A 23,820-nucleotide genomic window follows, 5' to 3' on the forward strand; every position below is an offset into this window, starting at 1 on the left:
CTTCGAGTTACGCCGCTTCGAGGTCGAGGCGGTCGGCCGCCTGGCGCCTCAGCGCCGCGTCGACCAGGCCCGCGAAGAGCGGGTGCGGGCGGGTCGGGCGCGACTTGAGCTCCGGGTGGGCCTGCGTCGCCACGAAGTACGGGTGCACCTCGCGGTCGAGCTCCATGAACTCCACCAGGCGCCCGTCGGGCGACAGGCCCGAGATCACGAACCCGGCCTTGAGCAACTGGTCGCGATAGGCGTTGTTGACCTCGTACCGGTGGCGGTGGCGCTCGTTGACCTCGGTCGCGCCGTACGCCTCGGCGACGAGCGAGCCTTCGGCGAGCTGCGCCGGATAGGTGCCCAGGCGCATCGTGCCGCCCATGTCGCCGCGCCCGGCGACAATGTCGGTCTGGTCGGCCATCGTCGAGATCACCAGGTGCTCGGCCTCGCGGTTGAACTCCTCGGAGTCGGCGCCGACGAGCCCGGAGATCTCGCGCAGCCCCTCGATCGCCATGCACTGCAAGCCCAGACACAGGCCCAGCGTCGGCACCAGGCGCGTGCGCGACCACGTGAGCGCCGCGATCTTGCCCGGCACCCCCCGGTCGCCGAAGCCGCCGGGGATGACCACGGCGTCGACGCCCGCGAGCGCCTTCGCGGTGGCCTCGGGGCTGCCGCACTCGTCGGAGACGACCCAGCGGACGTTCACCTTCGCGCGGTGGGAGAACCCGGCCGCGTGCAGGGCCTCGACCACCGACTTGTAGGCGTCGGGCAGCTCCACGTACTTGCCGACGATCGCGACCTCGACCGTCGACTCGGGGCGGTGCACCCGGTCGAGCAGGTCGTCCCAGGCGCTCCAGTCGACGTCGCGGAACGGCAGGTCGAGCTTGCGCACCACGTAGGCGTCCAGGCCCTCCGAGTGGAGGGTCTTGGGGATCTCGTAGATCGACTTCGAGTCGGGGGCCGAGACCACCGCGGCGTCGTCGACGTCGCAGAACCCGGCGATCTTCTGCTTGAGCCCGTCCGGCAGCGGCCGGTCGGAGCGGCACACGATCGCGTCGGGCTGGATGCCGATCGAGCGCAGCTGCGCCACCGAGTGCTGCGTCGGCTTGGTCTTCATCTCCGAGGACGCGGCCAGGTACGGCACCAGCGAGACGTGGAGGAAGAAGCAGTTGTCGCGCCCGATGTCGTGGCGGTACTGGCGGATCGCCTCCAGGAACGGCAGCGACTCGATGTCGCCGACCGTGCCGCCGACCTCGGTGATCACCACGTCCGGGACGCGACCGGTCTCCGGGTCGGCGTCGGCCATCGCCGCGAGGCGGGACTTGATCTCGTTGGTGATGTGCGGAATGACCTGGACGGTCGCGCCGAGGTAGTCGCCGCGGCGCTCCTTGGCGATGACGTCGGAGTAGACCTGCCCGGTGGTCACGTTCGCGTGCTTGGACAGGTTCCGGTCCAGGAAGCGCTCGTAGTTGCCGATGTCGAGGTCGGTCTCGCCGCCGTCGTCGGTGACGAAGACCTCCCCGTGCTCGTACGGATTCATGGTCCCGGGATCGACGTTGAGATAAGGGTCGATCTTCTGCATCACCACGTACAGTCCGCGCGCGGTGAGCAGGTTTCCGAGACTGGCGGCGGTCATGCCCTTACCGAGGGCAGAGGTGACCCCGCCGGTGACGAAGAGGTGCTTCGTGGTGCGGATCTGACCATTTGCGGCGCTGGCCAAGGCGGACTCCCGTGATGTTCGTGGCGAACGAGCTGCTCAGGCTGAGCCGATTTCTCTGGCTCGCAAGCTTCGCCAGAGGCAGCCGGTGGATCGCTTCATCCACGGGATTCCACACTAACACTTTCGTCGCTGTTTTCCTCATCGACCCACGAGGGTGCGTCGACGATCATGTCCGAGTACTGCCCGTCCTTCACGTGCGCGCGGGCCAGAACGCGGTGACTCATGATGACCGCCAAGGGAACCATGACCGCGAGGGCCGAGCCGAGGCTCATGAGGCCCTTGCCGAGGAGGAGCCCCGCGACGGCCGCGCCGACGACCGCGGCGGAGAAGGCGGCGCGCAGCGGCGGATACAGGCCCCAGGCGCGCCGCAGGCCCCCTCCGGGGCGCAGGAGGATGAGCCAGCAGTAGGCGCCGGCCAGGACCGTCAGGACGCTCAGCGGCGACGTGAAGATCGCGACGATGTTGGAGCCGACGCCGGAGGCGATGACGCCGTTGGTGTCGCCCAGGATGTCGCCGAGGAACGCGCCGAGCTCGCCGCGCTCGGCGGCGGGCCGCTGGTAGTCGATCCAGGAGAGGCCGAAGAGCACCGCGGCCCCGGCGAGGCCGGACCACACGAAGCGCGAGAACGTGACCCAGCCGCCGGTCGCCAGCGCCGAGGCCAGGCAGATGCCGACGATGATGGCGACGGCCGCCGGGACGGAGTCGCCGAGGAACCCGGACGAGACGACCAGGACGCCCAGGGCGCCGATCCCGGCCATGACCGGGGACTGGTAGCGGCGCGGCAGCTGCCAGGCGGCCGCGGCGGCGAGCAGCCACAGCGACGCGATGAACATGCCCGTGGCGACCGGCCCGAGTTCGTTCGAGGCGGAGTCGGCGACGGTGTAGTCCCCCAGGAGGGTGCCCAGAGGGTCCTCGGTGTGGATGAGCATGGCCAGCACGGTGACGAGGACGCCGAACGCGGAGACGCTCACCATGAGGCTGGCGGGGCCGTGGCGCCCGGGCAGGACGATGGCGACGCAGGCGCAGACCACGGCGATGCCGAGGGCCGCCAGGGGTCCGACGAGGCCGGGGTGGGGCGCCGACCACCACTGGAGGAAGTCGGCGAGTATCGCGGCGGCCACGAACAGGGCGCACACGAGGGCCGAGACGATGTTGAGCCGCATGAGCCACAGCGGGGGCGGTTTGACGCCCGGCTGGCCCGCCCGGCGCAGCAGGTGCAGCAGCGGCCAGGCGACGAAGGTCAGGGCCAGGAACAGGAGCACCTGGAGCCACTGGGTGGCCGGGGCGGCCGTGTCCGCGGCGATGAGCCTGGTGTCGGTGTCGTCGAAGACCGCCTGTCGGTCCTCATGGGACAGCGTGTCGGAGGTGGCGCCGGCCGCGGCGCCCTCGACGGGCGTGTCGGACAGCTGGACGTCCAGCAGCGTCAGGATCGTCGCGGTCAGGTCGGTCAGGCGCAGGTAGCCGGGCCGGTCGGCGGGCAGGTCGAGGAGGTTGTGGCCGTCCTCGCCGCCGAAGTTCGCGACGGTGGCCAGGAGCCGGTTCGGCTCGGCGACCTGGCTGATGCCGGTCACCACGAGGGCGGCGCCGTCGGCGCGGGCGTCGTCGAGGGCGCCGACGGTGTCGTCGAGGTCGGCGAGGGCCGCGGCTCGGGCCTTGGCGTCGACCGGCAGCACGCCGCCGTCGACGACGGTGAGCGGGCAGGAGGCGAGCGTCGCGGCGAGGCGGTCGCCGCTGGGCAGGGCCGAGACGTAGTCGCCGACGCGGCCGACCGAGTTCGCGGTGGCGTAGGCCGCGCCGGGTCCGATCGCGGTCGCGCAGGAGGTCCCGGCGGAGAGCATCCCCAGTTCGGCGCCTTGGTCGAGGTCGCGGTTCGTGCCGACCAGGTCGGTCATGTCGCCGATCGAGGCGCTGTCGCCGGTGACGGTGATCTGCTCGGCGGTGACCGGGCCGCAGTCCGAGGCGTCGCCGTAGGGCGTCGAGACGGCGGGCGCGCCCGCCGAGAGGGTGAGCCAGCCGTCGAGCGTGCAGGTGAAGCGGCGGCCCGAGTCGGTGTTCAGCTCGGCGAGGGAGCCGTTCTCGGCCAGCGCGTTCAGATGCGGCGTGTTCTCGGCGTTGATGTCGGTCCAGGTCAGGCCGCCGACGCCGAGGACGATGACGGACGGGACGGTCTCGGGTATCGACTCTTCGGACTCGTCGGGGAGGAGCTGGAGGACCGCGAGGGTGCCGAGCACGGCGACGAGGACCCAGGCGAGGATCGGCCCTCGGTTCTGGGAGATGCCGGCGGCGAGTTGCTTGCGGGCCTTGCGGGTCAGTCGACCCGCATCGAGTTTGCGCGACACGGCGGGGCTATCTTCCCGTCAGTTCCAGGTAGAGCGCGTCCAGGGCGTCGAGCATCTGGGCCTCGTCGGGCCAGGTGGCGGCGCGGGCGAGGCTCGCTTCGGCGTGGGCGGCGAGGCGGACGGGGTCGGCGAGGAGGCCGCGCACGACCTGGTCGAGCCCGTCGACGTCGCCGACCTCGAAGTAGAGCGCGGCGTCGCCCACGAGTTCGGGGATGCCGCCGGTGCGGGTGGTCACGAGCGGCACGCCGGCCTGGAGGGCTTCCTGGGCGAACAGCTGGCGGGCCTCCCACTGGCTGGTGACCAGCGTGAGGTCGGCGGCGGCGAGGAGGTCGCCGACGTCGGTGCGGTGGCCGAGCAGGCGCACGTCGGCGCCGGAGGCGTCGATGAGTCCTTGGAGGCGTTCGCGTTCGGGTCCGTCCCCGGCGATGGCGACCACCGGGGCGGGCTCGAGGCCCCTCCAGCGGGTGGCCGCGGCGATGAGCGTGTCGTAGTCCTTCTGGGGGTGGAGGCGGCCCACCGACAGCAGCAGCGGGCGGTCGCCGATGCCGAGCTCGGTGCGGATCGCCTCGGGCTCACCGGTGGCGCGGCGCGGCGGGGCCGCCACCGGCGCGAGGCGGGCGTCGCGGGCGCCGAGGTCGACCAGGTGCTCGTGGAGGTCGGAGGAGGCCGCGAGGGCCACGTCGACGCCACGGGCGAGGCGCTTCTCGATCTCGTCGGAGACGCGGCGCTTGATCCCCTCGGTGATGAGCTGGTTGTGCCAGGTGGTGACCAGCGCGGCGCCCGTGGGGCGGGCGGCGAGGGCGGTGAGCCCCGCGGTGAGCCCGTGGGCGTGCACGAGGTCGACGCCGCGGCCGGTGATGCCGCGCAGGGCGCCGCGGGCGGCCCACCACGCGAGCGGGAGTTCGGGCGAGGGCTTGGCGGTGATGGGGGCTGGCGCGAAGCGGGCTCCCTTGGCGCGGAAGCCGAACCGCTCCTCGGTCTCGGGCGGGCCGACGACCAGGACGGCGTCGCCGCGTTCGACGAGGCCGGCCGCGAGCGAGGCGACGTGCGTCCCGATGCCGCCGGTCGAGGGACCGAGCACCAATGCGATGCGGCGATGGCTCACTTGTCTGCTCCACTGGGTTCGTCGGGTGCGGATTCGTCGGGTTCTTCGGACGCTCGGATTATGCCAGCGCGTCGCAGGACCGGGCGCACGACACCGGATCCGCCCAGGAGCGCGGCGAGCCCGAGGTAGACGACGGCGATGGCGGCGCCGACGACGGCGCCCTGGAAGAGGGCGGTGTAGAAGGTGTCGGCGTGGCCCCACAGGGCGATGAGCTCGCGGGCGGCGAGGACGGCGCCGACCGCGGCCACGATCGTGGCGAGCGCGGCCCGGGGGACGCCCCTGAGGCTGGCCGCGCCGGTGTGGCGGGCGATCGCGGCGGTGAGGGCGAGGCCGATGACGGTCATGCCGACCGACCAGGCGATCGCGAGCGCGAGCGTGCGGTCTTCGAGGGGCATGGCCGCGGAGAGGACGAGGGCGGCGGCCGCCCCGGCGGCCCAGCCGAGCGAGGTGGCGCCGGCGGCGTACTTGTTGCGGCCGATGGCGTACAGGCCGCGGGAGTAGATCGCGAAGACCGAGTAGCCGAACAGGCCGAAGGCGAGGCCGGTGAGGGTGGCCTGCAGCTGGGGCTGCGTGCTCAGGCCGGTGTCGGAGGAGACCGAGGCGAGGACGGTGCCCATGGGTTCGGCGAGCCCGGCGAGGGCGGCGACGCCGAGGCCGGAGAGCAGCAGGACGGCCCGGCCGGTCTGGGAGAGGCGGCGCTGGTAGCGCTCGTGCTCGCCGAGCGAGAAGGCCTCGGCGAGGATGGGGTAGGCGGCCGTGGCGAGGGGGACGGCGAGGATGGCCCACGGCAGCAGGAAGAACGTCTGGGAGACGGTGAAGATCGCCGTGGCCCCCGGGACTTCTTCGCCGGCGTCGTTGGCGAGCCGGATGAGCAGGGCCTGGCACAGCTGCTGGGCGCCGACGGTGATCATCCCGGCGATGGCGAGGGACCTCAGGCCGGCGGCGACGTGGGTCTCCAGGCGCCACGCGGGGCGGAGCTTGAGGCGCAGCCCCCGCAGCGGGAAGATCAGGCAGCCGGCGAGGACGGCGACGCCGCAGGTGGTGCCGAGCCCGAGCAGGAGGACCTCGTTCTGAGAGACCTGCCCGGCCTTGTCCTCTCGGCCCGAGATCATGCCGTAGACGACGTAGACGCCGGCCATGACGACGCTGGAGAGGAGCGGGGCGAGCGCAGGCCAGGCGAAGCGGCGGTGGGACTGGAGGATGCCGGTGAGGACCACCGCGACCCCGTAGAGGGGCAGCTGCGGCGCGAAGAGGACGAGCATCTCGGTGGCGACGTCGATCGTCTTGCCCGAGTCGACGTTCGCGGGCATGAGCAGGAGGATGATCGGGCGCGCGAAGAACGCCAGCAGCAGTCCGGCGGGGACGAGGATCGTCAGCGCCCAGGTCAGCAGCGCCGAGGCGATGTGGCCGACCTGCCGGGGGTCGTGACGGGCGAGCGGCGCGGCCAGCAGCGGGATCACCAGTGCGGCGAGCGCGCCGCCGGCGACCAGTTCGAAGATGATGTTGGGGATGTTGTTGGCGGTCTGGTAGGCGGTGCCGAGCGTCCCCAGTCCGATCGCCCAGGTGAAGACCATCGTGCGGCCGAATCCGGCCAGGCGGGAGGCGACGGTGATCGCACCGATGACCGAGGCGGCACGACCGACTTCGCGTCGGGTCTCGGTCAAGACTTCGTCCGACCCAGCTCGTCCAGCTCGCGCAGTACCGGCGTCTCGGCGATGACCTTCGTGAAACTGACCTTCTCGGAGGCGGCGATGAGCGCGGCGACGCCCGCGAGGGCGACGTGGCGGCCGAGCATCCCGGTCCGGGCGATGAAGGCCAGGCCCAGGAGCGCGCCGAGGGCGTTCGCGCCGCCGTCGCCGAGCATGGTCTTGCCGTCGAGGTCGTCGGCCATCGCGGCGCCCGCGGCCGAGGAGACCGCCAGGGCGGTGTTGGCGCCGCCGGCCGCGGTGCGCCGGCGGGCGTCGGGCCCGGGGTCCCTCGTCAGGGGCGCGGCGGCGAGGGTGACGACCTTGAGGGCGCGGCCGGGCCGCAGGTCGAACAGGTTGATGACGTTCGCGGTGCCGGCGATGACGCCGCCGCCGACGCCGACGTTCCACAGGCGCCGCACCTTGGAGCGGCGCTCGTCGGTGAGTTCGCCGTTGGCGAGGTCGATCAGGGCGGCCGAGGCGAGGCCGGCGGTGGAGATCCCCACGACCTTGATCAGTCCGGCCGACATGCGCCCCTTGAGAAGCGCGCCGATGTGGCCCTTGAATCCCTTGGCCTTCTCGCCCTTGGCGTCGGCCATGTCGTCGTAGAGGCCGACCGCGCCGGCGGTGAGCCCGGCGGTGGCCGCGGCGACGGCGTAGGCCGGGGAGTTCGCCCCCAGGACCGCGCCGGCGGTGGCGCCCACGGTGATGCCGGGGCCCTCGGCCAGGCTCACGGTGTCGCCTTTGTGGTTGACCCGTTCCAGTTCGGCCGCCCACTTGGATCGCCGTACGGCGCCGATGGCGGCGATCGTGCCGCCCGCTGCGAGGCCTCCGAGGAACGCCCGCCCTACAGTGCGCGTTAGCTGGCTCATGGGCGCGATACTAAGCCGCGCCGGGAAGCAGACCGGAAGCGCCCTCCCCGATCCCGAGATGGTCCACGGTCCCGTTGGCGATGAAATCGGCGAGCGCGACGACCGCGGCGATCTGTCCCTGCGGGCTGGCGACGTTGTCGACGGTGGCGACCGTCGTGTTGTCGTCGCTGCGCAGCGTCGCGATCGGGTTGCCGTCGCCGGTCGAGGTGGTGGCGGCGTAGACCGTGGGGTCGTCGGCGGCGAAGGCGGTGGTGAAGGACACGATCCCGGCGTTGCGGTCCTCGGCGTCGGAGTCGGGGGACCCGGCTCCGGCGAGGATGAGCACGCCGTCGGCAACGCCGGTCGGGGCGGTCTCGACGGTGAGCATGGACAGGTCGGTCAGCGCGGTGGTGACCGTGGTGATGTCGCCGGGGGCGATCTCGACCGTGGTGCCGTCGGCCTCGCCGGTCGCCACGGCGGCGAGCACGTAGCTCATCGCGGCCACGCCGTCGTAGGTGACGGGGGCCTGGATGGTGGCGGGCGTGGTGGTGTCGGCGAGGTCGGCGAGCTGGTCGCCGCTGGCCGGGTCGAAGAAGTCGTCGAGGACCGAGATGCGGCCCGAGACCGTCGCACCGGCGTAGCCGAGCATCTCGACCGCGCCGTCGACGACGCCGGTGTCGGCGCCTGGCAGGGCCACGACCATGATGTTCCTGCCGGTGAGCTTGCCGGCCAGGTAGGAGGGGGCGATCGCGTTGGCGAAGGCCTGGTCCTCGCCGAGCTGGTCGGAGAGCTGGTCGTTCTCCGCGCGCAGCTGCTCGTTGGAGTCGCGCAGGGTCTGCGTGCTGCTCTGCATGGCGTCGATCGCGGGGCCGTTGAGCGCCGCGGTGCCGAGGATGAGCCCGACGGTGAGGGCGAGGAACACCGCGGTGAGGCTCACCAGGTGATAGCGGAAGTTGATCACGAGAACAGCCTTTGGATCTGGTAGAGCAGGCCGTCCCACCAGTCGGCGATCACGTCGACGAACGAGCGTCCGACGGTCGAGATGGCGACGGCGGTGGCCATGGCGGCGAGGGCGGAGACGATGAGCAGGAGCAGTGCCGAGATCGACATGTCCTGCCGGTAGAGGCGCGAGACGCCCTTGGCGTCGACGAGCTTGCCGCCGACGCGCAGGCGGGTGAGGAAGGTCGAGGCCATGCCGCCGCGTCCCTTGTCGAGGAACTCGACCATGGTGACGTGGGTGCCGACGGCGCAGATGAGCTCGGCGCCCTTCTCGTCGGCCATGAGCATGGCGATGTCCTCGGAGGTGGCCGCGGCCGGGAACGGGATCGCGGGGACCCCGAGGCGGTCCATGCGCTCCATGCCGGGGGCGCGCCCGTCGGCGTAGGCGTGGACGACGATCTCGGCGCCGCAGCGCAGGGCGTCGTCGGAGACCGAGTCCATGTCGCCGACGATCATGTCGGGCGTGTAGCCGGCCTCGAGCAGCGCGTCCGCGCCGCCGTCGACGCCCACGAGCACGGGCTTGAACTCGCGGATGTAGGGCCGCAGGACGTCGATGTCCTCTTTGTAGTTGTAGCCGCGGATGACGACGAGGGCGTGGCGCCCGTTGAAGGAGGTCTTCACGTCGGGCACGCCGACCCCGTCGAGCAGGAGGTCCCGCTCGCGCTTGAGGTACTCCATGGTGTTGGCGGCGAAGGCCTCCAACTGGACCGACAGGCCCTCCTTGGCGGCCTCCATGTCGGCGGCCACGGACTCCTCGGTCTGGACCGTGCCCGAACCGATCAGGACGTCGCCGAGGTAGATGTCGCCGCCGTCGACGGCCACGGACCTGCCTTCGCGCACGTTCTCGAAGATCTCGTCGCCGACGTCGTCGATGAGGACGATCCCCGCCTTGACGAGCACTTCGGGACCGAGGTTCGGATAACGGCCGGAGATCGACTTGGCGGCGTTGACGACCACCGCCACGTCCGTGCCGACCAAGGTGTCGGCGGCGACCCGGTCGAGGTCGACGTGGTCGATGATCGCGACGTCACCGGATTCGAGGCGGCCGCAGAGCCGCTTGGTCCGGCGGTCGAGACGGGCGGTGCCGACGAGGCGACCCTCGGAGGAGTCGCCCTCCGGGTTCCGCCCGGGCAAACGCAAGCTAGGTACACGCATCGTGCATCATCATGCCATCCGATCGCACGGGTCGCGGCGACGGCGCGCCGCTTCCCGCCCGTTCGGAGGGCGCGCCCTACCGCTTCATCTTCGCAGCCTCGGCAAGCAGTTCCTCAGCGTGGGCCACACCGAGGTGGGAGTCGGGCATGCCCGCGAGCATGCGAGCAAGCTCACGTGCGCGCTCGGCGTCGTCGACCACGCGCACCCCGGAGACCGTGACGGCCCCGGAGGTGTCCTTGGAGACCACGAGGTGGCGGTCGGCGAACGCGGCCACCTGCGGCAGGTGGGTGACGACCAGGACCTGGTGGCGGCGGGCGAGCTTGGCGAGGCAGCGGCCGATCTCGATGGCCGCGCCGCCGCCGACGCCGGCGTCGACCTCGTCGAAGACCAGCACCGGCGGGCCGCCGATCTCGGCGAAGACCACTTCGATGGCGAGCATGACGCGGGAGAGCTCGCCGCCCGAGGCGCCCTTGTGCAGGGCGGACGGGAGCGATCCGGGGTGGGGGCGCAGCAGGAGTTCGACCTCGTCGGCGCCGTCCTCGGTGGCGCCGGAGACCGCGGTCTCCACGGCCAGGTCCACACCGCCGCGCCCGGCCGGGCGCGCCTCGACCGAGGCGTCGACCTCGGCGTGCGGCATGGCCAGGCCCTTGAGTTCGGCCGAGACCGACGCGGAGAACCGCTCGGCGGCGGACCGGCGCGAGACGCGCAGCTGGGTGGCGAGATCGGCGGCGCGGGCGGTGAGTTCGGCGTGCTGGGTCTCGAGTTCGGACACGCGCTCGTCGGAGACGTCGAGCTCGCCCAGGCGCTTGGCGGCGTTCTCGGCCCAGGCGAGCACGCCGGGGAGGTCTTCGGCGTACTTGCGGTACAGGGTCTTCAGGGCCGCCTGGCGCTGGTAGATCTCCTCCAGCCGCTGCGGGTCGGCCGAGAGGTCGTCGAGGTAGGACGAGAGGTCCACGGCCGCTTCGGCGAGCAGGGCGCCGGCCTCGGCGAGGCGCTCGGCGAACTCGGCGAGCTTGGGGTCGGAGTGGGCGTCGTGCTCCAGGGCGCGGGCGGCGGCGCCCACGATGTCGGTCGCGCCGCCGTCGCCGGTGGACGGGTCGCCGCTGATGGCGCCGTGCGCGGTGGCGGCGGCCAGGCGCAGGGCCTCGGCGTTCTCCAGGCGTCGGGCCTCTTCGACGAGTTCGGCGTCCTCGCCGTCCTGCGGGTCGACGGCGGTGATCTCGTCGAGGCCCAGGCGGAGCATGTCGGCCTCGCGGGCCATCTCGCGGGCGCTGGTGCGCAGGCGGGACAGCTCGGCGGCGCACTCGCCGAGTTCGCCGTAGGCGGCCCGGTAGGCGTCGAGGATCTTGCCGTGGTCGGCCCCGGCGAAGCGGTCGAGCGCGGCCCGCTGTTCGGCGGGCTGGAGCAGGCGCATCTGGTCGGACTGGCCGTGCACCGAGATGGCGAGTTCGCCGAGTTCGGCCAGGACGCCGACGGGCGCGGACCTCCCGCCTACCCAGGCCTTCGAGCGGCCCTCCGAGGACACCGAGCGGGCCAGCAGCAGTTCGCCGTCCTCCAGGTCGGCGCCGGCCTCGATGGCGCGCTCGCGCAGCTCGAGGGCGGCCTCGCCCACGGAGAAACGGCCCTCCACAAGGGCGCGTTCCACACCGAGGGGAGCACGGGAGGCGCGACCGCCGAACAGCAGACCCAGTCCGGCGACGACCATGGTCTTGCCCGCACCGGTCTCGCCGGTGATACAGGTCAGGCCGGGGTCGAGCGGCAGGGTGGCGTCAGCGATCACGCCCAGATTCTGGATGCGAAGCTCCTCCAACACGCTTCGAAGCCTAGCCGGTCCGTCCGACAAACGCGGCCGCAGAGGAGTCTGGGATGCCTCAGATGCGGCCGTGACGCCAACCGTCAACGGGCAGAGAGAGTTTCGACACGAGCCGCGAGGCGAACGGCTGATCGGACATCCGCACCAGCTTCACCGGGCGCTCGGAGCGGCGGATGGTCACGGTGCCGCCAGCGGTCAACCGCGTGAGCTCCTTGCCGTCGGCGATGAGCGCCCCTTCGGTGCCGACCGACTCGACGCCGATGCGGATCTCGGAGGAGGAGTGGACCACCATGGGCTTGGCGAACAGGGCGTGCGCGTTCATGGGGACCACGACCAGTGCGTCCACATCGGGCCATACGACCGGGCCGCCCGCGGACATGGCGTGCGCGGTCGAGCCGGTCGGGGTGGCGACCACGACGCCGTCGCAGCCGTAGCGGGAGATCCGGGTGCCGTCGATCTCGATGAAGAGCTCCAGCATGCGGGCGGGCTCGGCCTTCTCCACGGCGATGTCGTTGAAGGCCCAAGACGACCTCGTCTCGCCGTCGATCCCGGTGGCCTCGACCGACAGGGCGGTGCGCTCCTCGACGGTGTACTCGCCGTCGAGCAGGCGCGAGACGACCGTCTCCAATTCGCCGGTCTCGGCCTCGGCGAGGAAGCCGACCTTCCCGAAGTTGACGCCCAGCAGCGGGATGTCGGCCTCTGAGGCGATCTTGGCCGAGCGCAGCACCGTGCCGTCGCCGCCGAGCGCGAGGATGAGATCGGCGGTGGCGCTGGTCGCCTCGTCGACGATCACGAGGGCGTCCGGGCGCAGGAGCGACCGGGTCTCGCCGGTGAGGATGCGCACGGCGACGCCCGCCCCCCGCAGGGCGGCGGCGAGCTTCTCGGCGAGTTCGGCCACGTCCTCGCGGAGGGGGTGCGTGACCACCAAGACCCGGCCCGGCTTCTGCTGCGACCCCACGCGAGCTCCTTCACAGACGGCTACAGGGCCTCGAACTGTACCCCAGGCGCTGTTACCAGCGGTATCGACGAGCATACCGATGAGAGCGTTTGCACAAGGCGGTTCACGACGGACGGCGCCGATGCCGGATCGGCCCCGAATGTTCCGCCCTCAGGGGTATTCCCACATCTGTCCTATTGCGGCACAATATGTTCACAATGCCAATCGATCGCATTGGAGCATTCATGGCCACCCGCCGCCAGATCCTCGGATACAGCGCCCTCACCGCCGCGGCCGCCGCCGGACTCGCCGTCGTCGGCCCCCGAGCGGCCGCCGCCGACGGCGCCCGCGTCCCCGCCCTCGTAATCGGCACCGGCTACGGCGCCGCCGTGTCGGCCCTGCGCCTCGCCGAGGCCGGCATCCCTGTCACCATGCTGGAGATGGGCCGGCTGTGGAGCGAGCCGGCCGAGGACGGCAACGTCTTCTGCACCATCACCGCACCGGACCGGCGCAGCATGTGGTTCCGCAGCCGCACCGAAGCGCCCCTGGCGACCTTCCTGTGGCTCGACGTCGTCAACCGCGACATCGAGCCCTACCCCGGGGTCCTCGACCGCGTCGACCACGGCGACATGGCCGTCTACGTCGGCCGCGGCGTCGGCGGCGGGTCCCTCGTCAACGGCGGCATGGCCGTCGTCCCCCGCCGCGACTACTTCGGCCGGGTCCTCCCCCAGGTCGACGCCGACGCCATGTACGACCGCTACTACCCGCTCGCGCAGACCGAACTGCGGGCCAACACCATCGACCAGGGTTTCCACCGCGACTCCGACTACTACCGGTTCAGCCGCACCGCCGCGGCCCAGGCCGAGGCCGCCGGGCTCAAGACCGCCTTCGTCCCCGGGGTCTACGACTTCGACTACATGCGGCGCGAGGAGGCCGGCACCGCGCCCGAGTCCGCGCTCGGCGGCGAACTCCTCTACGGCAACAACCACGGCAAGATGAGCCTGCCGAAGACCTACCTCGCCAAGGCCCTGGGCACCGGCCTGGTCACCATCGCCGCCCGCCACGAGGTGCGCCGCATCGAGCAGGACGCCGACGGGGACTACCTGGTCACCGTCGAGCACAAGGACGACGCCGACGAGGTGATCGCGACCAAGCAGATCGGCGCCCGCCACCTGTTCCTCGGCGCCGGGAGCCTGGGCACCACCGAACTGCTCCTGCGCGCCCGCGACACCGGCGACCTGCCCGACCTCGACGAGTCCATCGGCCAGGGCTGGGGACCCAACGGCAACGTCATGACCGCCCGCGCCAACCAGGTGTGGGCCCCCACCGGCGTCAAGCAGTCCACGATCCCGGTCATGGGCATCGACGACTGGGACAACGAGGACGCGCGCGTCTTCGCCGAGATCGCGCCCCTGCCGGCCGGCATCGAGACCTGGGCCAGCCTGTACCTGGCCATCACCGACAACCCCGAGCGCGGCCACTTCACGTACGACGCCGCCGCGGACCGCGCGGTGCTCCACTGGAGCGCCGACCAGGCCGAACCGGGCACCGCCGCGGCGAAGTCGCTGTTCGACAGGCTCAACCGGGCGCACGGCACGAGCTACCGCTACGACCTGTTCGGCGGCAACCGGGCCTTCGCCGACGACTTCTGCTACCACCCGCTCGGCGGGGTCGTGCTCGGCGAGGCCACCGACGACTACGGCCGCCTCAACGGCTACGAGCGGCTCTACGCCACCGACTCCTCGCTCATCCCCGGCGCGCTCGGCGTGAACCCGCTGGTGACGATCACGGCGCTGGCGGAGCGGAACCTGGAGGCGGTCATCGGGGCCGACATCGCGTGAGTCTCAGCGGCCGGCGGGACCGGCGGCGACGACCGCGTCGACCGCCTCGCGGGCGATCGGGTCGCCCTCGGTCCCCATGCGGCAGAAGAACTCCACGTTGCCCTTGGGGCCGGGCAGGGGGCTCGCGGCCACGGCCGTGGTGGTCCAGCCGAGGCCCGCGGCGGCCTCGATGACGCCCCAGACGGCGTCGGCGCGCCGGGCCGGGTCGGTGACGACGCCGCCGGGACCGACCTGGCCCTTGCCGACCTCGAACTGCGGCTTGACCATCGGGAGCATCAGCCCGCCGGGCCTCGTGCAGGCCGCGAGCGCGGGCAGGACGAGGCCGAGGGAGATGAACGAGAGGTCGCCGACGGTGAGGTCCACTCGGCCGCCGAGCTGCTCGGGCGTGAGGTGGCGGACGTTGGTGCGGTCGTGGACGACCACGCGCTCGTCGGTCTGGAGCTTCCAGGCGAGCTGGCCGTAGCCGACGTCGACGGCGAGGACCTCGGCGGCGCCGCGGCGCAGCAGGACGTCGGTGAAGCCGCCGGTGGAGGCGCCGGCGTCGAGGACGCGCAGGCCCTTCGGGTCGACGCCGAACGCGTCGAGCGCGCCGATGAGCTTGTGGGCGCCGCGCGAGACGTAGTCGTCGGTGTCGCCGACCAGGCGGATCGAGTCGTCGCCGGTGACGCTGGTGGCGGCCTTCGTGGCGGGGATGCCCCGCAGGTGGATGCGTCCGGCCGCGATGAGTTCGCGGGCGTGCTCGCGGGAGCGGGCGATCTTGCGGCGCACGAGTTCGGCGTCGAGTCGGTAGCGCGTCGGCATGGCGCGGAGTCGGGCTCTCTAACTGGGTCTGGGCGTCGTCTGCTAGGCGTCGTCGACGTTGCTGAGGATCTCGGACAGGCGCTGCTGGACGCCTTCGAAGACGGCGACGTGGTCGGTGACGGGCAGGTCGGCGAGCGTCTCGAGGTGCGCGAGGGCCTCCTCGACCTCCATCTCGACGTCGTCGGCGTCGCTGCGGGGACGCGAGCGGGCGGCGAGCGCCCCCGGGTTGGGCATGTCGGTCATGCGTCCTCTTCCTCGTCGCGCGGCTCGGCACGGTCCGATGCGCGCGGCGCGGCGTCATCGGCGGTCTGCGGGGCGTCGGGGCGTTCGGCGGCCTCGGCCGCCGCGGCGGCCTCGGTCTCGGCGAGGCGGATGCGCAGCTCGCGGATCTGGTTCTCGGAGTGCTCGAGGCGGAGGTTGAGGTCGTCGAGGTCGGCCTGGGTGGCGACGCCGATGCGGGTGAGGCCCGCGTCGAGCTCGGCGCGCACGAGGCGGCCGATGTCGGCGGCGGTGCGCGAGCCGTGGCCGCGCAACTGCTCGGCGCCGGAGCGGAGGCCCCCGGTGCCGGAGCGGAGGTCCTCGCGGACCCTCCCTGCGAACGCGCGGGCGCGACGTGCGGGGTCGCCGGCCAGGTCGCGGAGGGTGTCGTAGTAGGCGCGGGCGGTGTCGGCCATGGTGGTCGCACTCCTTCCTAGGTCTGCCAAGTCCGCGGGACGGCGTCCCGCTTCGGCGAGGTTCGGGGGCCATAGTCTGGCTGTGGCCCGGCGAAACCGCCGGCCGTACCTTGGCGCTGGCCTCAACGGTACTGCCAAGCTACCGGTGACGGTCCTCGACCGAAGTGTCGTACTGGCCGGTAACATACTGTCGGGCGCACTGCCGCGCCCACGCCGATCGAACAGGAGGGCCCCATGGCCACCATCGACGAATGCCGCACCGCACTGGAGCAGTTCGCCGCGAACCTCGCCGCGAACCCCAAGTCGGTCAAGAAGCTCACGGGCTTCCAGCGCAGCCTGGCCGCCGACATCACCGACCACGGCGTGTCCTTCAACGGGAACTTCGACCAGGGCAAGCTGATCGGCATCACCGACGGCGACAACCCCGACGCCGACATCCGGATGATCGTCGGCTCGGACGACCTCGTCAAGCTCGTCGCCGGAGAGCTGGACTTCATGAAGGCCTTCACCTCGGGCCAGGTCAAGATCAAGGCGAACATGATGGACCTGATGAAGCTGCGCGGGGTCCTGTAGGGCGGATCCACCTGCGCGGCAAGGGCGAATCGCCGCACGTAGGGTGCGCGGGCGCGGGCCGTGAGGCACGCCCCGCGCCCCTGCGCGGCGCGGCACCGCCCGGGACGGTCAAATGCGTCCCGGTCGGGCGCAACAGCATTCAGGCCACGTTGTAATCTTCTGGCCAGCCGACTTGCACGGCTTTCACGGAGCACGGCCGCGTGCTCCCACCTCAGTTCACTAATCGGGAGGTCCGTATGGCCACTGTTGACGAATGCCGCAATGTGCTCGAGAAGATGGCGGGCAAGGTCGCCAAGAAGTCCGGCGAGTTGGACCTCGAGGACGGCTTCGAACGCACACTGGCCGTGGAACTCACCGACCTGGGCCAGACGTTCAGCGCCAAGCTCGCGGGCGGCAAGCTGACCGACCTCCTCGACGGCGACGCTCCCGACGCCGAGGTCCGCGTCCTGCTCGCCTCGGACGACCTGATCGCCCTGTCGAAGAAGCAGCTCAAGCCCGCCAAGGCGTTCCTGACCGGCAAGATCAAGGTCAAGGCGTCCGTGAAGGACCTCGCCAAGCTGCGCAAGGCCCTCAAGGTCGACTAATCCAGGCAGGTCGCCGCAGCGATGCGCGGCGGCGCCGCCTCCCCCGAGCCTTGGGCGGCTCGGACAGCGTAGAAGCCCGGACTTCGGCAGTCCGGGCTTTCGTCGTTCCACGCTCCGAGGTCAGCTCGCCAGGATCTCCTTGGCTGCGGCGCCGACCGGCACCGGCTCGCGGGCCGGGTCGTAGCCGGTCATATCGGCTGCGGCCCAACTCAACTCGCACAGCGCGCGCCAGGCGTCGAGTTCGGTTCCCTTGCCGCTGAGGCGGATCTCCCCGCCGTCCAGGACGGCCGTCCAGCCGCCGCATTCGATGCGGTCGACCGCCTCGTTCCACTGCGGTTCCGGGTGCGGTTCCGTCAGCGCCGCAAGGCTCCAGCCGAGGTAGGTCGGCCGCTGCTCCGGCGGGAGCGCCAGTGCCAGGCGCGGCGAGGCCACGCCGGTGAACACCAGCAGCGAGTCGATGCCGGCCCGGTTCGCGCCCTCGATGTCGGAGTCGGGACGGTCGCCGACCATGAGGCCGCGGCCTCCGGGCTTGCGCGCCAGCGCTTCCCGGTAGATCGCCTCGCCGGGCTTGCCGGCCACCACGTCCGGCCCGCGGCCGAGCGCGATGCGGATGGCCTCGGCCAGCGCACCCGTGCCCGGGAGCGGACCGTCCGGAGTGGGCAGTGTGGCGTCCAGGTTCGTGGCGACCCAGATCGCGCCCCGGCGGGCCGCGATGGTCAGGTCGGCCAGATCCCGCCAGGTGGTCGTCGGCGTCATGCCGTACCCGATGCCCTGAGCCACTGCCGGATCGGTCGTGAGCGTCAGCCCCGCGGCCTCGACGGTGGCGCGCAGCGCGTCGGACCCGCAGATCAGCACCGGCGCCCCCGCGGGGAGCCGCTCGCGCAGCTCCGCCGCGACCACCTGCGCGGACGTCAGCACTTCGGCCGCGCCGGCCGGGATGTCCATGTCCCGCAAGGCGCCGGCGACGGTTTCAGGGCTGCGCGAGGCGTTGTTGGTGACGAACACCGGCGCGCAGTCCAGCCCCGGAAGGGCCGCGATGGTCGCGGCCGCTTCCGGGATCGGCTGGCTCAGCAGGTAGACGACACCGTCGAGGTCGAGCAGCGCCAGGTCGTAAGCGCCGGCGAGTGCCTCAGGGGCGCCTTTCAGTCGGGTCATCGGACTCCTCAGCGTCGGGGTTCGCCTTCGAAGGCTTCGTGTCGGTCCGCTCGTCGCCCTTGACGTCGGCCTCGGACTCGCGGTCCTCGTCGTCGAAGTCCTCGTCGTCTTCGAGGTCGTCGGACTCGTCGTCCTCGTCTTCGTCGTCGTCCTCATCGAAGTCGTCGTCTTCATCGTCGTCGAGGTCGTCTTCATCCTCGTCGTCGCTGTCGTCGTCTTCGTCGAGGTCGTCGTCGTCGTCGAGGTCGTCCTCGTCCTCGTCGTCGAGGTCGTCTTCGTCGTCCTCGAACTCCTCGATGGCGATGCCCTCGAGTTCGAGCAGGCGCTCGGCGGCGCCGGTCTCACCGGACTCGTCGGCGGCGACGGCCTTGGAGAGCCATTCGCGCGCCTCGTCCTCGAGGCCGTCCGCCAGGAGGCCTTCGGCGTAGGCGTAGCGCAGACGCGCGACCCACGGCTCGGTCTTGGGCGAGTTGAGCCCGCCGACCTTGAGCATCGCGGTCGCGGCCTCGCCCATGCCCATGTCGCGGCGGGCGCCGGAGGCGACGATGAGCAGCTCGACGCGTACCTCGGGGTCGACGCTCTCGTCGCTGCCGAACTCGCGGTACAGGTCGATGGCGCGCTCGGGATGTCCCAGGGCGCGTTCGCAGTCGGCGATGAGGGCCACGTGGTCGTGCGTGCCGCCCAGGCGCTGCGCGGCGCGCAGCTCGTTGACGGCCAGCTGCCACTCCTCGGCGCCGTACGCGGCCACACCGGTGACCTCGCGGACGATCGCGACGCGGGAGGCCTTGCGGCGCGCGTAGCGGGCCTGCTCCAGAGCGCCCTCCACGTCGTCCTCGGCCAGCAGCGCGGCGGCGGCGAGGAGGCGGTTGCCCACGGCCTCGGCCAGCTGCTTGTTCAGGCTGCGCAGCCCGGCCTTGGTCTCCTTGTCGAGCTGGTCGAAGCCGTACTCGACGCCCTCGGGCAGGTTCGGCGCCTCGTCGGACTCGCCGAGGCGGATCGGACCCTCGTGCCCGGCCTCGCGCTCCTCCAGGGGACGCAGGCTGTCCTTGCCGCGGCGCTCCTTGCCGTCGCGGCCAAGGCGGTCGTCGCCCCGGTCGTCACGGCGGGGACGGTCGTCGCGGTCGAACTTGCGGGGACCGCGGTCATCGCGGCGCGGGCCGCGGTCGTCGCGGTTCTCGAACTTGCGCGGGCGGTCGTCGTCGCGGCGCGGGGCCCGGTCGTCACGACGCGGACGGTCGTCACGGTCGAACTTGCGCGGACCCCGGTCGTCGCGGTTGCCCTCGAAGCGGCGGGGACGGTCGTCGTCGCGGCGGGGGCCGCGGTCGTCGCCGTCGCGACGCGGACGGTCATCGCGGTTGAAACTGCGCTGGCCGCCACGGTCGTCACGGTTGTAGCCACCGCTCCGACCACCTCGGTCATCGCGGTTGAACTGGCGCGGACGGTCGTCGTCAGGACGGGGGCCGCGATCGTCGCGGTTGAAGCTCCGCTGGCCGCCGCGGTCGTCGCGGTTGCCCTCAAAACGGCGCGGTCCACGGTCGTCGCCATCGCGACGCGGACGGTCGTCACGGTTGAAACTGCGCTGACCGCCACGGTCATCGCGGTTGTAGCCACCGCTCCGACCGCCACGGTCGTCGCGGTTGCCTTCGAAGCGGCGGGGGCCGCGGTCGTCGCGGTTGTAACCGCCACGGTTGCGGTCGTCGCCGTCACGGCGCGGTCCACGGTCATCGCGGTTGTAACCGCCACGATCGTCGCGGCGCGGGCCGCGATCGTCGCGGTTGAAGCTGCGCTGGCCGCCGCGGTCGTCGCGGTTGCCCTCGAAACGGCGGGGACCGCGGTCATCGCCATCGCGACGCGGACGGTCGTCACGGTTGAAACTGCGCTGACCACCGCGGTCGTCACGGTTGTAGCCACCACTCCGACCGCCACGGTCATCACGGTTGAACTGGCGCGGACGGTCGTCATCGCGACGGGGGCCGCGGTCGTCGCGGTTGTAACCGCCACGGTTGCGGTCGTCGCCGTCACGGCGCGGTCCACGGTCATCGCGGTTGAAGCTTCGCTGGCCGCCGCGGTCGTCGCGGTTGCCCTCGAAACGGCGGGGACCGCGGTCATCGCCGTCGCGGCGCGGACGGTCGTCGTCCCGACGCGGCCGGTCGTCGCGGTTGCCCTCGTAGCGGCGGGGGCGATCGTCGCGACCGTCGCCGCGGCCGGAACCGCCCCGATTGTCGCCGCCTCGGCCGCCTTCCTGGCGGTTGTAACCGCCACGGCCCGAACGGTCGCCGTAGCCGCCGCCCTCGCGACGGCCATAGCCGCCTCGTCGGTCATCTTCACCCTTGCGGGCGCGGCCTTCTTCAGCCACTCGATTCTCCCCCTCTATTCACCGCGACAAAACCAATCAAGTGTATGCATCAGCTGATGACCTCGACCCCGGCGACGGTCTTCTTACCCCGCCGGATCACTCCGTATCGGCCGTGAAGCAGGTCAGACCGGTCGATAACGGCCTCCGGGTCACTGACACGGACGTTGTTCAGGTACGCCCCGCCCTCCTTGGCGGCGCGGCGCGCCTCGCCCAGGCTCGCGACCACGCCCGACTCCTTCATCGCCTCGGCCACGGTGGCGTCGGGCTTGTGGAGCTCGGCCAGGCCGGCCTCCACGAGCGCGGCGCGCAGCGTCGACTCAGGCAGCTCGGCGAGCTCGCCGCGGCCGAACAGGGCCTGCGAGGCGGCGATGACGTTCGCGGTCTCCTCGGCGTCGTGCAGCAGCGTCGTCAGCTCCTCGGCGAGGGCCTTCTGCGCCAGTCGCGCGGCGGGCTTCTCGGCGGTGGCCCGCTCCAGCTCCTCGATCTCCTCGTGGGACTTGAAGGAGAAGTACTTGAGGTAGCGCACCACGTCCGCGTCGCCCGAGTTCACCCAGAACTGGTAGAACGCGTACGGGCTGGTCAGCTCGGGGTCGAGCCAGATGGCGCCGCCCTCGGTCTTGCCGAACTTCGTGCCGTCGGCCTTGGTCACGAGGGGGGTCACGAAGGCGTGGACGTGCTCGGCCGCGCGGCGGCGGATGTAGTCGACCCCGGCGGTGATGTTGCCCCACTGGTCCGACCCTCCGAACTGGACGGTGCAGCCGTGGCGGCGGTGGAGCTCGAAGTAGTCGTGCGACTGGAGGAGTTGGTAGGAGAACTCGGTGAACGAGATCCCCGATTCCAAGCGGGCCTTGACGACCTCGCGGGCGAGCATCTTCGAGATCGGGAAGTGCTTGCCGACGTCGCGCAGGAAGTCGACGACGCTCAGCTCGGAGGTCCAGTCGAGGTTGTTCACCGGGAGCGCGCCGTTGTCACCGTCGTAGGTGACGAACGGGGCGACCTGCGCGCGGATCTTCTCGACCCAGGAGGCGACCACCTCGGGCGGGTTGATGCTGCGCTCCCCCGCCTCCTTGGGGTCGCCGATCTGACCGGTCGCGCCGCCGACGAGCAGGAGCGGACGAAGGCCTCCCTGCTGGAGGCGGCGGGCCGTGATCACCTGCATGAGGTGGCCGACGTGCAGGCTGACGGCCGTCGGGTCGAAGCCGACATAGAACGTCACCTGCCCGGCGTCGAGGTGCTCGCGGAGCGCGTCGATGCCGGTCGAGTCCTGGATGAGGCCGCGCCACGTGAGGTCGTCGAGAATATGCACGTCCTCATTCTGCCTCAGCGGGGGAAACGCGTTTCGCGGTGCGCCGGGGCGGGTGGCCCGGCACGCAGGGCCGGGTCCGAGGTCAGGCGTCCACGCCCCAGTGCCAGGGCGGCCTCGATGTGGACGCGCAGCTCCGCGGAGGCGGCGGTCTTGGAGGCCTGCTTGGTCGGGCCGCGGCCTTCGGCGGACACGGGTTCGCCGGTGCGCGGCATCGCGGCCTCGGCGAGGCAGGTGAAGACGCGCTCATGGGAGGGGCCTTCGACCTCGAAATGCCAGGTCAGGTCGTCGACGAGGCCGCGGGCGGCGTAGATCTGCACCGCTTCGGCCGGGTGCACGCCGGCCTCGACCAGGAGTTTGCGCGGGCCGTCGACGCGGGGCTTCGCGACGGCGTTCCGCGAGAGGTCGGGCAGGCCCGCGAGCGATGAGACCAGCGCCAGGGCGGCCTGGTTCTTGGCGTCCTTCTTGTTGCGCTGCATGCGCTTGGGCGAGTCGATCCGCTCGTCGCCGTAGTGGAGGGCGACCTGGGCGGCGAACAGGGGCGCCTCGAAGCCGGGTTCGGGTTCGACGGTCCAGCGCACGTTCAGGTCGTTGCTGACCGGGCCGCCGAGGCGGTCCTGGAGGTAGACGTTGACGATCGACTGGGCCTGCTGGGGTTCGGCGGCCAGGAGGGCGTTCATGCGCTCGCGCAGGGGCGCGAAGGCGTCGCGCCCGTAGAGGTACACGGAGGCGAACTCGCGCAGTTGGAGTTCGCGGGCGTCGAACCGCCGCACGGTGTCCTCGGCGAGCCCGGGCGGGATCTCGCCGCGTTCGATCGCGAACTGGAGGACGCGCGCGAACTGCTTGTAGGGCAGGCGGGCGAAGTCGGCGGCCTCGATCTGCCGTTCGGTCTCCTCGGTGGCCCGCCGCTTGAAGAAGTCGGCCTTGGCGCGCCGTTCGGATTCGATGCGCTCGTTGACGTGCGCGGCGATCTCGGCGAGGGCCTCGGGCGGGTACGGGCCCGGCTCGCGATGCGCGGCGGCGAGGAGGATGCGCTGGGTGACGAGGTCGGCGTAGCGGCGGATGGGGCTGGTCGCGTGCGTGTAGACGGGCAGCTGGAGTCCGTGGTGGCCGTGGACGGTGGGTCCGTAGGCGGCCGCGCGGGCGACCATGCGCATGCGGGCGCGCAGCATCTCGAAGGCGGCGCTGTCGCCGGCGGCTGCGATCGAGTCGAGTTCGCCGCGCAGGTCGGCCGGGTCGCCGGCGACGGCGGCGAGGCGGTGGTTGCGGAACAGGACGGGCAGGTCCTCGCGGACGGCCCAGGCCGCGATCTGCGCGTTGGCGGCGATCATGAACTCCTGCACGATGATGTACCCGGAGTTGCGTTCGGCGCTGTCGAGGCGGACGAGCTGGCCCTCCTCGTTGGTCGCGAAGCCGGACAGGAGGTCGTAGAAGGCGAGCGCGCCCGCGTTGCGGCGGGCGGCGAGCATGGTCTGGGCGAAGCGCAGCGCCTGCGCGAGGGTGCCGTGGAGGGCGTGGGCGGGGTCGTTCGCGGCGTCGGCGGCCTCGGCGTGGGACATGGCCCAGGAGCGGGTGAGGCGGCCGGGTCCGAGTTCGGCGGCGAGCACGTGGCCGGCGCCGTCGATGCGCAGGTGGACGGCGAAGGTGTCGTTCGCGCGGCCGGGTTCGAGGGAGGCGGCGGCGACCACGGGGGCGGGGAGCATGTGCTCGGTGCGGTCGGGGCGGTAGCGGGTGGCGATCCGTTCGCGCGCTTCGCGGTCGGCGCGGCCGCCGACGGGGACGTGGTCGGCGACGCGGGCGATGTGGATCCAGACGTCGAATCCGTCGCCGTCGGGTTCGATCCAGATGGCGTCGTCGCGGTCGACGGTGGTCGCGGCGTCGATCATGATCCCGGTCTCGGCGGGGTTGTGGTCGGCCAACTGCGCTCCTTAATCCCAGGCGCAATGG

20 protein-coding genes are annotated in these 23,820 nt (G+C 71.9%); 4 read left to right on the top strand and 16 right to left on the bottom strand.

From position 1 onward, the window contains the following. Window positions 1–7: 7 nt before the first annotated feature. The 9 genes from BLQ63_RS18060 to BLQ63_RS18100 form a co-directional block, all read right to left on the bottom strand. Complete coding sequence (locus BLQ63_RS18060) at window positions 8–1,702, bottom strand: CTP synthase (protein ID WP_091038326.1); 1,695 nt, start codon at window positions 1,700–1,702, stop codon at window positions 8–10. 95 nt (window positions 1,703–1,797) lie between these two features. Beyond that, window positions 1,798–4,041, bottom strand: a complete 2,244-nt coding sequence (locus BLQ63_RS18065) for a hypothetical protein (RefSeq protein ID WP_091038328.1) — start codon at window positions 4,039–4,041, stop codon at window positions 1,798–1,800. 7 nt (window positions 4,042–4,048) lie between these two features. After that, window positions 4,049–5,146, bottom strand: a complete 1,098-nt coding sequence (locus tag BLQ63_RS18070) for a glycosyltransferase family 4 protein (RefSeq protein WP_091038331.1) — start codon at window positions 5,144–5,146, stop codon at window positions 4,049–4,051. Continuing rightward, window positions 5,143–6,810: a murein biosynthesis integral membrane protein MurJ gene (gene murJ, locus BLQ63_RS18075; RefSeq protein WP_091038333.1), complete on the bottom strand. Its 1,668-nt coding sequence runs from the start codon at window positions 6,808–6,810 to the stop codon at window positions 5,143–5,145. The genes BLQ63_RS18070 and murJ overlap by 4 nt, the downstream gene beginning before the upstream one ends. Next, complete coding sequence (locus tag BLQ63_RS18080; protein ID WP_177154996.1) at window positions 6,807–7,703, bottom strand: hypothetical protein; 897 nt, start codon at window positions 7,701–7,703, stop codon at window positions 6,807–6,809. The genes murJ and BLQ63_RS18080 overlap by 4 nt, the downstream gene beginning before the upstream one ends. Window positions 7,704–7,713: 10 nt before the next feature. Continuing rightward, complete coding sequence (locus tag BLQ63_RS18085; RefSeq protein ID WP_177154997.1) at window positions 7,714–8,643, bottom strand: copper transporter; 930 nt, start codon at window positions 8,641–8,643, stop codon at window positions 7,714–7,716. Then, window positions 8,640–9,821, bottom strand: coding sequence for a putative cytokinetic ring protein SteA (gene steA / locus BLQ63_RS18090; RefSeq protein ID WP_419774941.1), 1,182 nt, complete (start codon window positions 9,819–9,821; stop codon window positions 8,640–8,642). Before steA ends, BLQ63_RS18085 begins: the two co-directional genes overlap by 4 nt. Window positions 9,822–9,912: 91 nt before the next feature. Next, on the bottom strand, window positions 9,913–11,649 hold the full coding sequence (recN, locus tag BLQ63_RS18095; protein ID WP_091038340.1) for a DNA repair protein RecN: 1,737 nt from the start codon (window positions 11,647–11,649) through the stop codon (window positions 9,913–9,915). 58 nt (window positions 11,650–11,707) lie between these two features. Further along, window positions 11,708–12,607 carry an NAD kinase gene (locus BLQ63_RS18100; RefSeq protein ID WP_245681008.1) on the bottom strand — a complete coding sequence of 300 codons (900 nt, stop codon included), beginning with the start codon at window positions 12,605–12,607 and terminating at the stop codon, window positions 11,708–11,710. A 224-nt stretch (window positions 12,608–12,831) separates the two neighbouring features. Between BLQ63_RS18100 and BLQ63_RS18105 the strand changes: the two genes are divergently transcribed. Further along, entirely contained in the window at window positions 12,832–14,427 is a 1,596-nt protein-coding gene (locus tag BLQ63_RS18105; protein ID WP_091038345.1) for a GMC oxidoreductase, read from the top strand. A 3-nt stretch (window positions 14,428–14,430) separates the two neighbouring features. Here BLQ63_RS18105 and BLQ63_RS18110 read toward each other — a convergent pair whose 3' ends face one another. Genes BLQ63_RS18110 through BLQ63_RS18120 form a run of 3 tightly spaced genes read right to left on the bottom strand, consistent with a single transcriptional unit; the run spans window position 14,431 to window position 15,902 of the window. Next, window positions 14,431–15,228, bottom strand: a complete 798-nt coding sequence (locus BLQ63_RS18110) for a TlyA family RNA methyltransferase (RefSeq protein WP_091038347.1) — start codon at window positions 15,226–15,228, stop codon at window positions 14,431–14,433. A 42-nt stretch (window positions 15,229–15,270) separates the two neighbouring features. Beyond that, complete coding sequence (locus BLQ63_RS18115) at window positions 15,271–15,471, bottom strand: hypothetical protein (protein ID WP_091038349.1); 201 nt, start codon at window positions 15,469–15,471, stop codon at window positions 15,271–15,273. Further along, entirely contained in the window at window positions 15,468–15,902 is a 435-nt protein-coding gene (locus BLQ63_RS18120; protein ID WP_091038352.1) for a hypothetical protein, read from the bottom strand. The genes BLQ63_RS18115 and BLQ63_RS18120 overlap by 4 nt, the downstream gene beginning before the upstream one ends. A gap of 234 nt (window positions 15,903–16,136) precedes the next feature. On the opposite strand from BLQ63_RS18120, the gene BLQ63_RS18125 reads away from it, so the two are divergent. Both BLQ63_RS18125 and BLQ63_RS18130 read left to right on the top strand, forming a co-directional pair. Continuing rightward, window positions 16,137–16,475 carry an SCP2 sterol-binding domain-containing protein gene (locus BLQ63_RS18125; RefSeq protein WP_091038355.1) on the top strand — a complete coding sequence of 113 codons (339 nt, stop codon included), beginning with the start codon at window positions 16,137–16,139 and terminating at the stop codon, window positions 16,473–16,475. 236 nt (window positions 16,476–16,711) lie between these two features. After that, window positions 16,712–17,059: an SCP2 sterol-binding domain-containing protein gene (locus tag BLQ63_RS18130; RefSeq protein WP_091038358.1), complete on the top strand. Its 348-nt coding sequence runs from the start codon at window positions 16,712–16,714 to the stop codon at window positions 17,057–17,059. A gap of 120 nt (window positions 17,060–17,179) precedes the next feature. On the opposite strand, the gene BLQ63_RS18135 is transcribed toward BLQ63_RS18130, so the two are convergent. Beyond that, window positions 17,180–18,214: an HAD-IIA family hydrolase gene (locus BLQ63_RS18135; protein WP_091038359.1), complete on the bottom strand. Its 1,035-nt coding sequence runs from the start codon at window positions 18,212–18,214 to the stop codon at window positions 17,180–17,182. After that, complete coding sequence (locus BLQ63_RS28535) at window positions 18,189–19,088, bottom strand: hypothetical protein (protein WP_218125335.1); 900 nt, start codon at window positions 19,086–19,088, stop codon at window positions 18,189–18,191. Before BLQ63_RS28535 ends, BLQ63_RS18135 begins: the two co-directional genes overlap by 26 nt. Before the next feature lie 132 nt (window positions 19,089–19,220). Between BLQ63_RS28535 and BLQ63_RS27960 the strand changes: the two genes are divergently transcribed. Continuing rightward, window positions 19,221–20,627: a hypothetical protein gene (locus BLQ63_RS27960; protein WP_143014983.1), complete on the top strand. Its 1,407-nt coding sequence runs from the start codon at window positions 19,221–19,223 to the stop codon at window positions 20,625–20,627. On the opposite strand, the gene tyrS is transcribed toward BLQ63_RS27960, so the two are convergent. Beyond that, window positions 20,620–21,876 (bottom strand): tyrosine--tRNA ligase, encoded by a 1,257-nt coding sequence (gene tyrS, locus BLQ63_RS18145; RefSeq protein WP_091038362.1) that lies wholly within the window; start codon window positions 21,874–21,876, stop codon window positions 20,620–20,622. The two genes, BLQ63_RS27960 and tyrS, sit on opposite strands and share 8 nt — an antisense overlap. A 14-nt stretch (window positions 21,877–21,890) precedes the next feature. Continuing rightward, window positions 21,891–23,792 (bottom strand): RNB domain-containing ribonuclease, encoded by a 1,902-nt coding sequence (locus BLQ63_RS18150; protein ID WP_091038364.1) that lies wholly within the window; start codon window positions 23,790–23,792, stop codon window positions 21,891–21,893. Between the last annotated feature and the right edge of the window lie 28 nt (window positions 23,793–23,820).

This window comes from Glycomyces harbinensis, from assembly GCF_900101745.1.
Classification (GTDB): domain Bacteria; phylum Actinomycetota; class Actinomycetes; order Mycobacteriales; family Micromonosporaceae; genus Glycomyces; species Glycomyces harbinensis.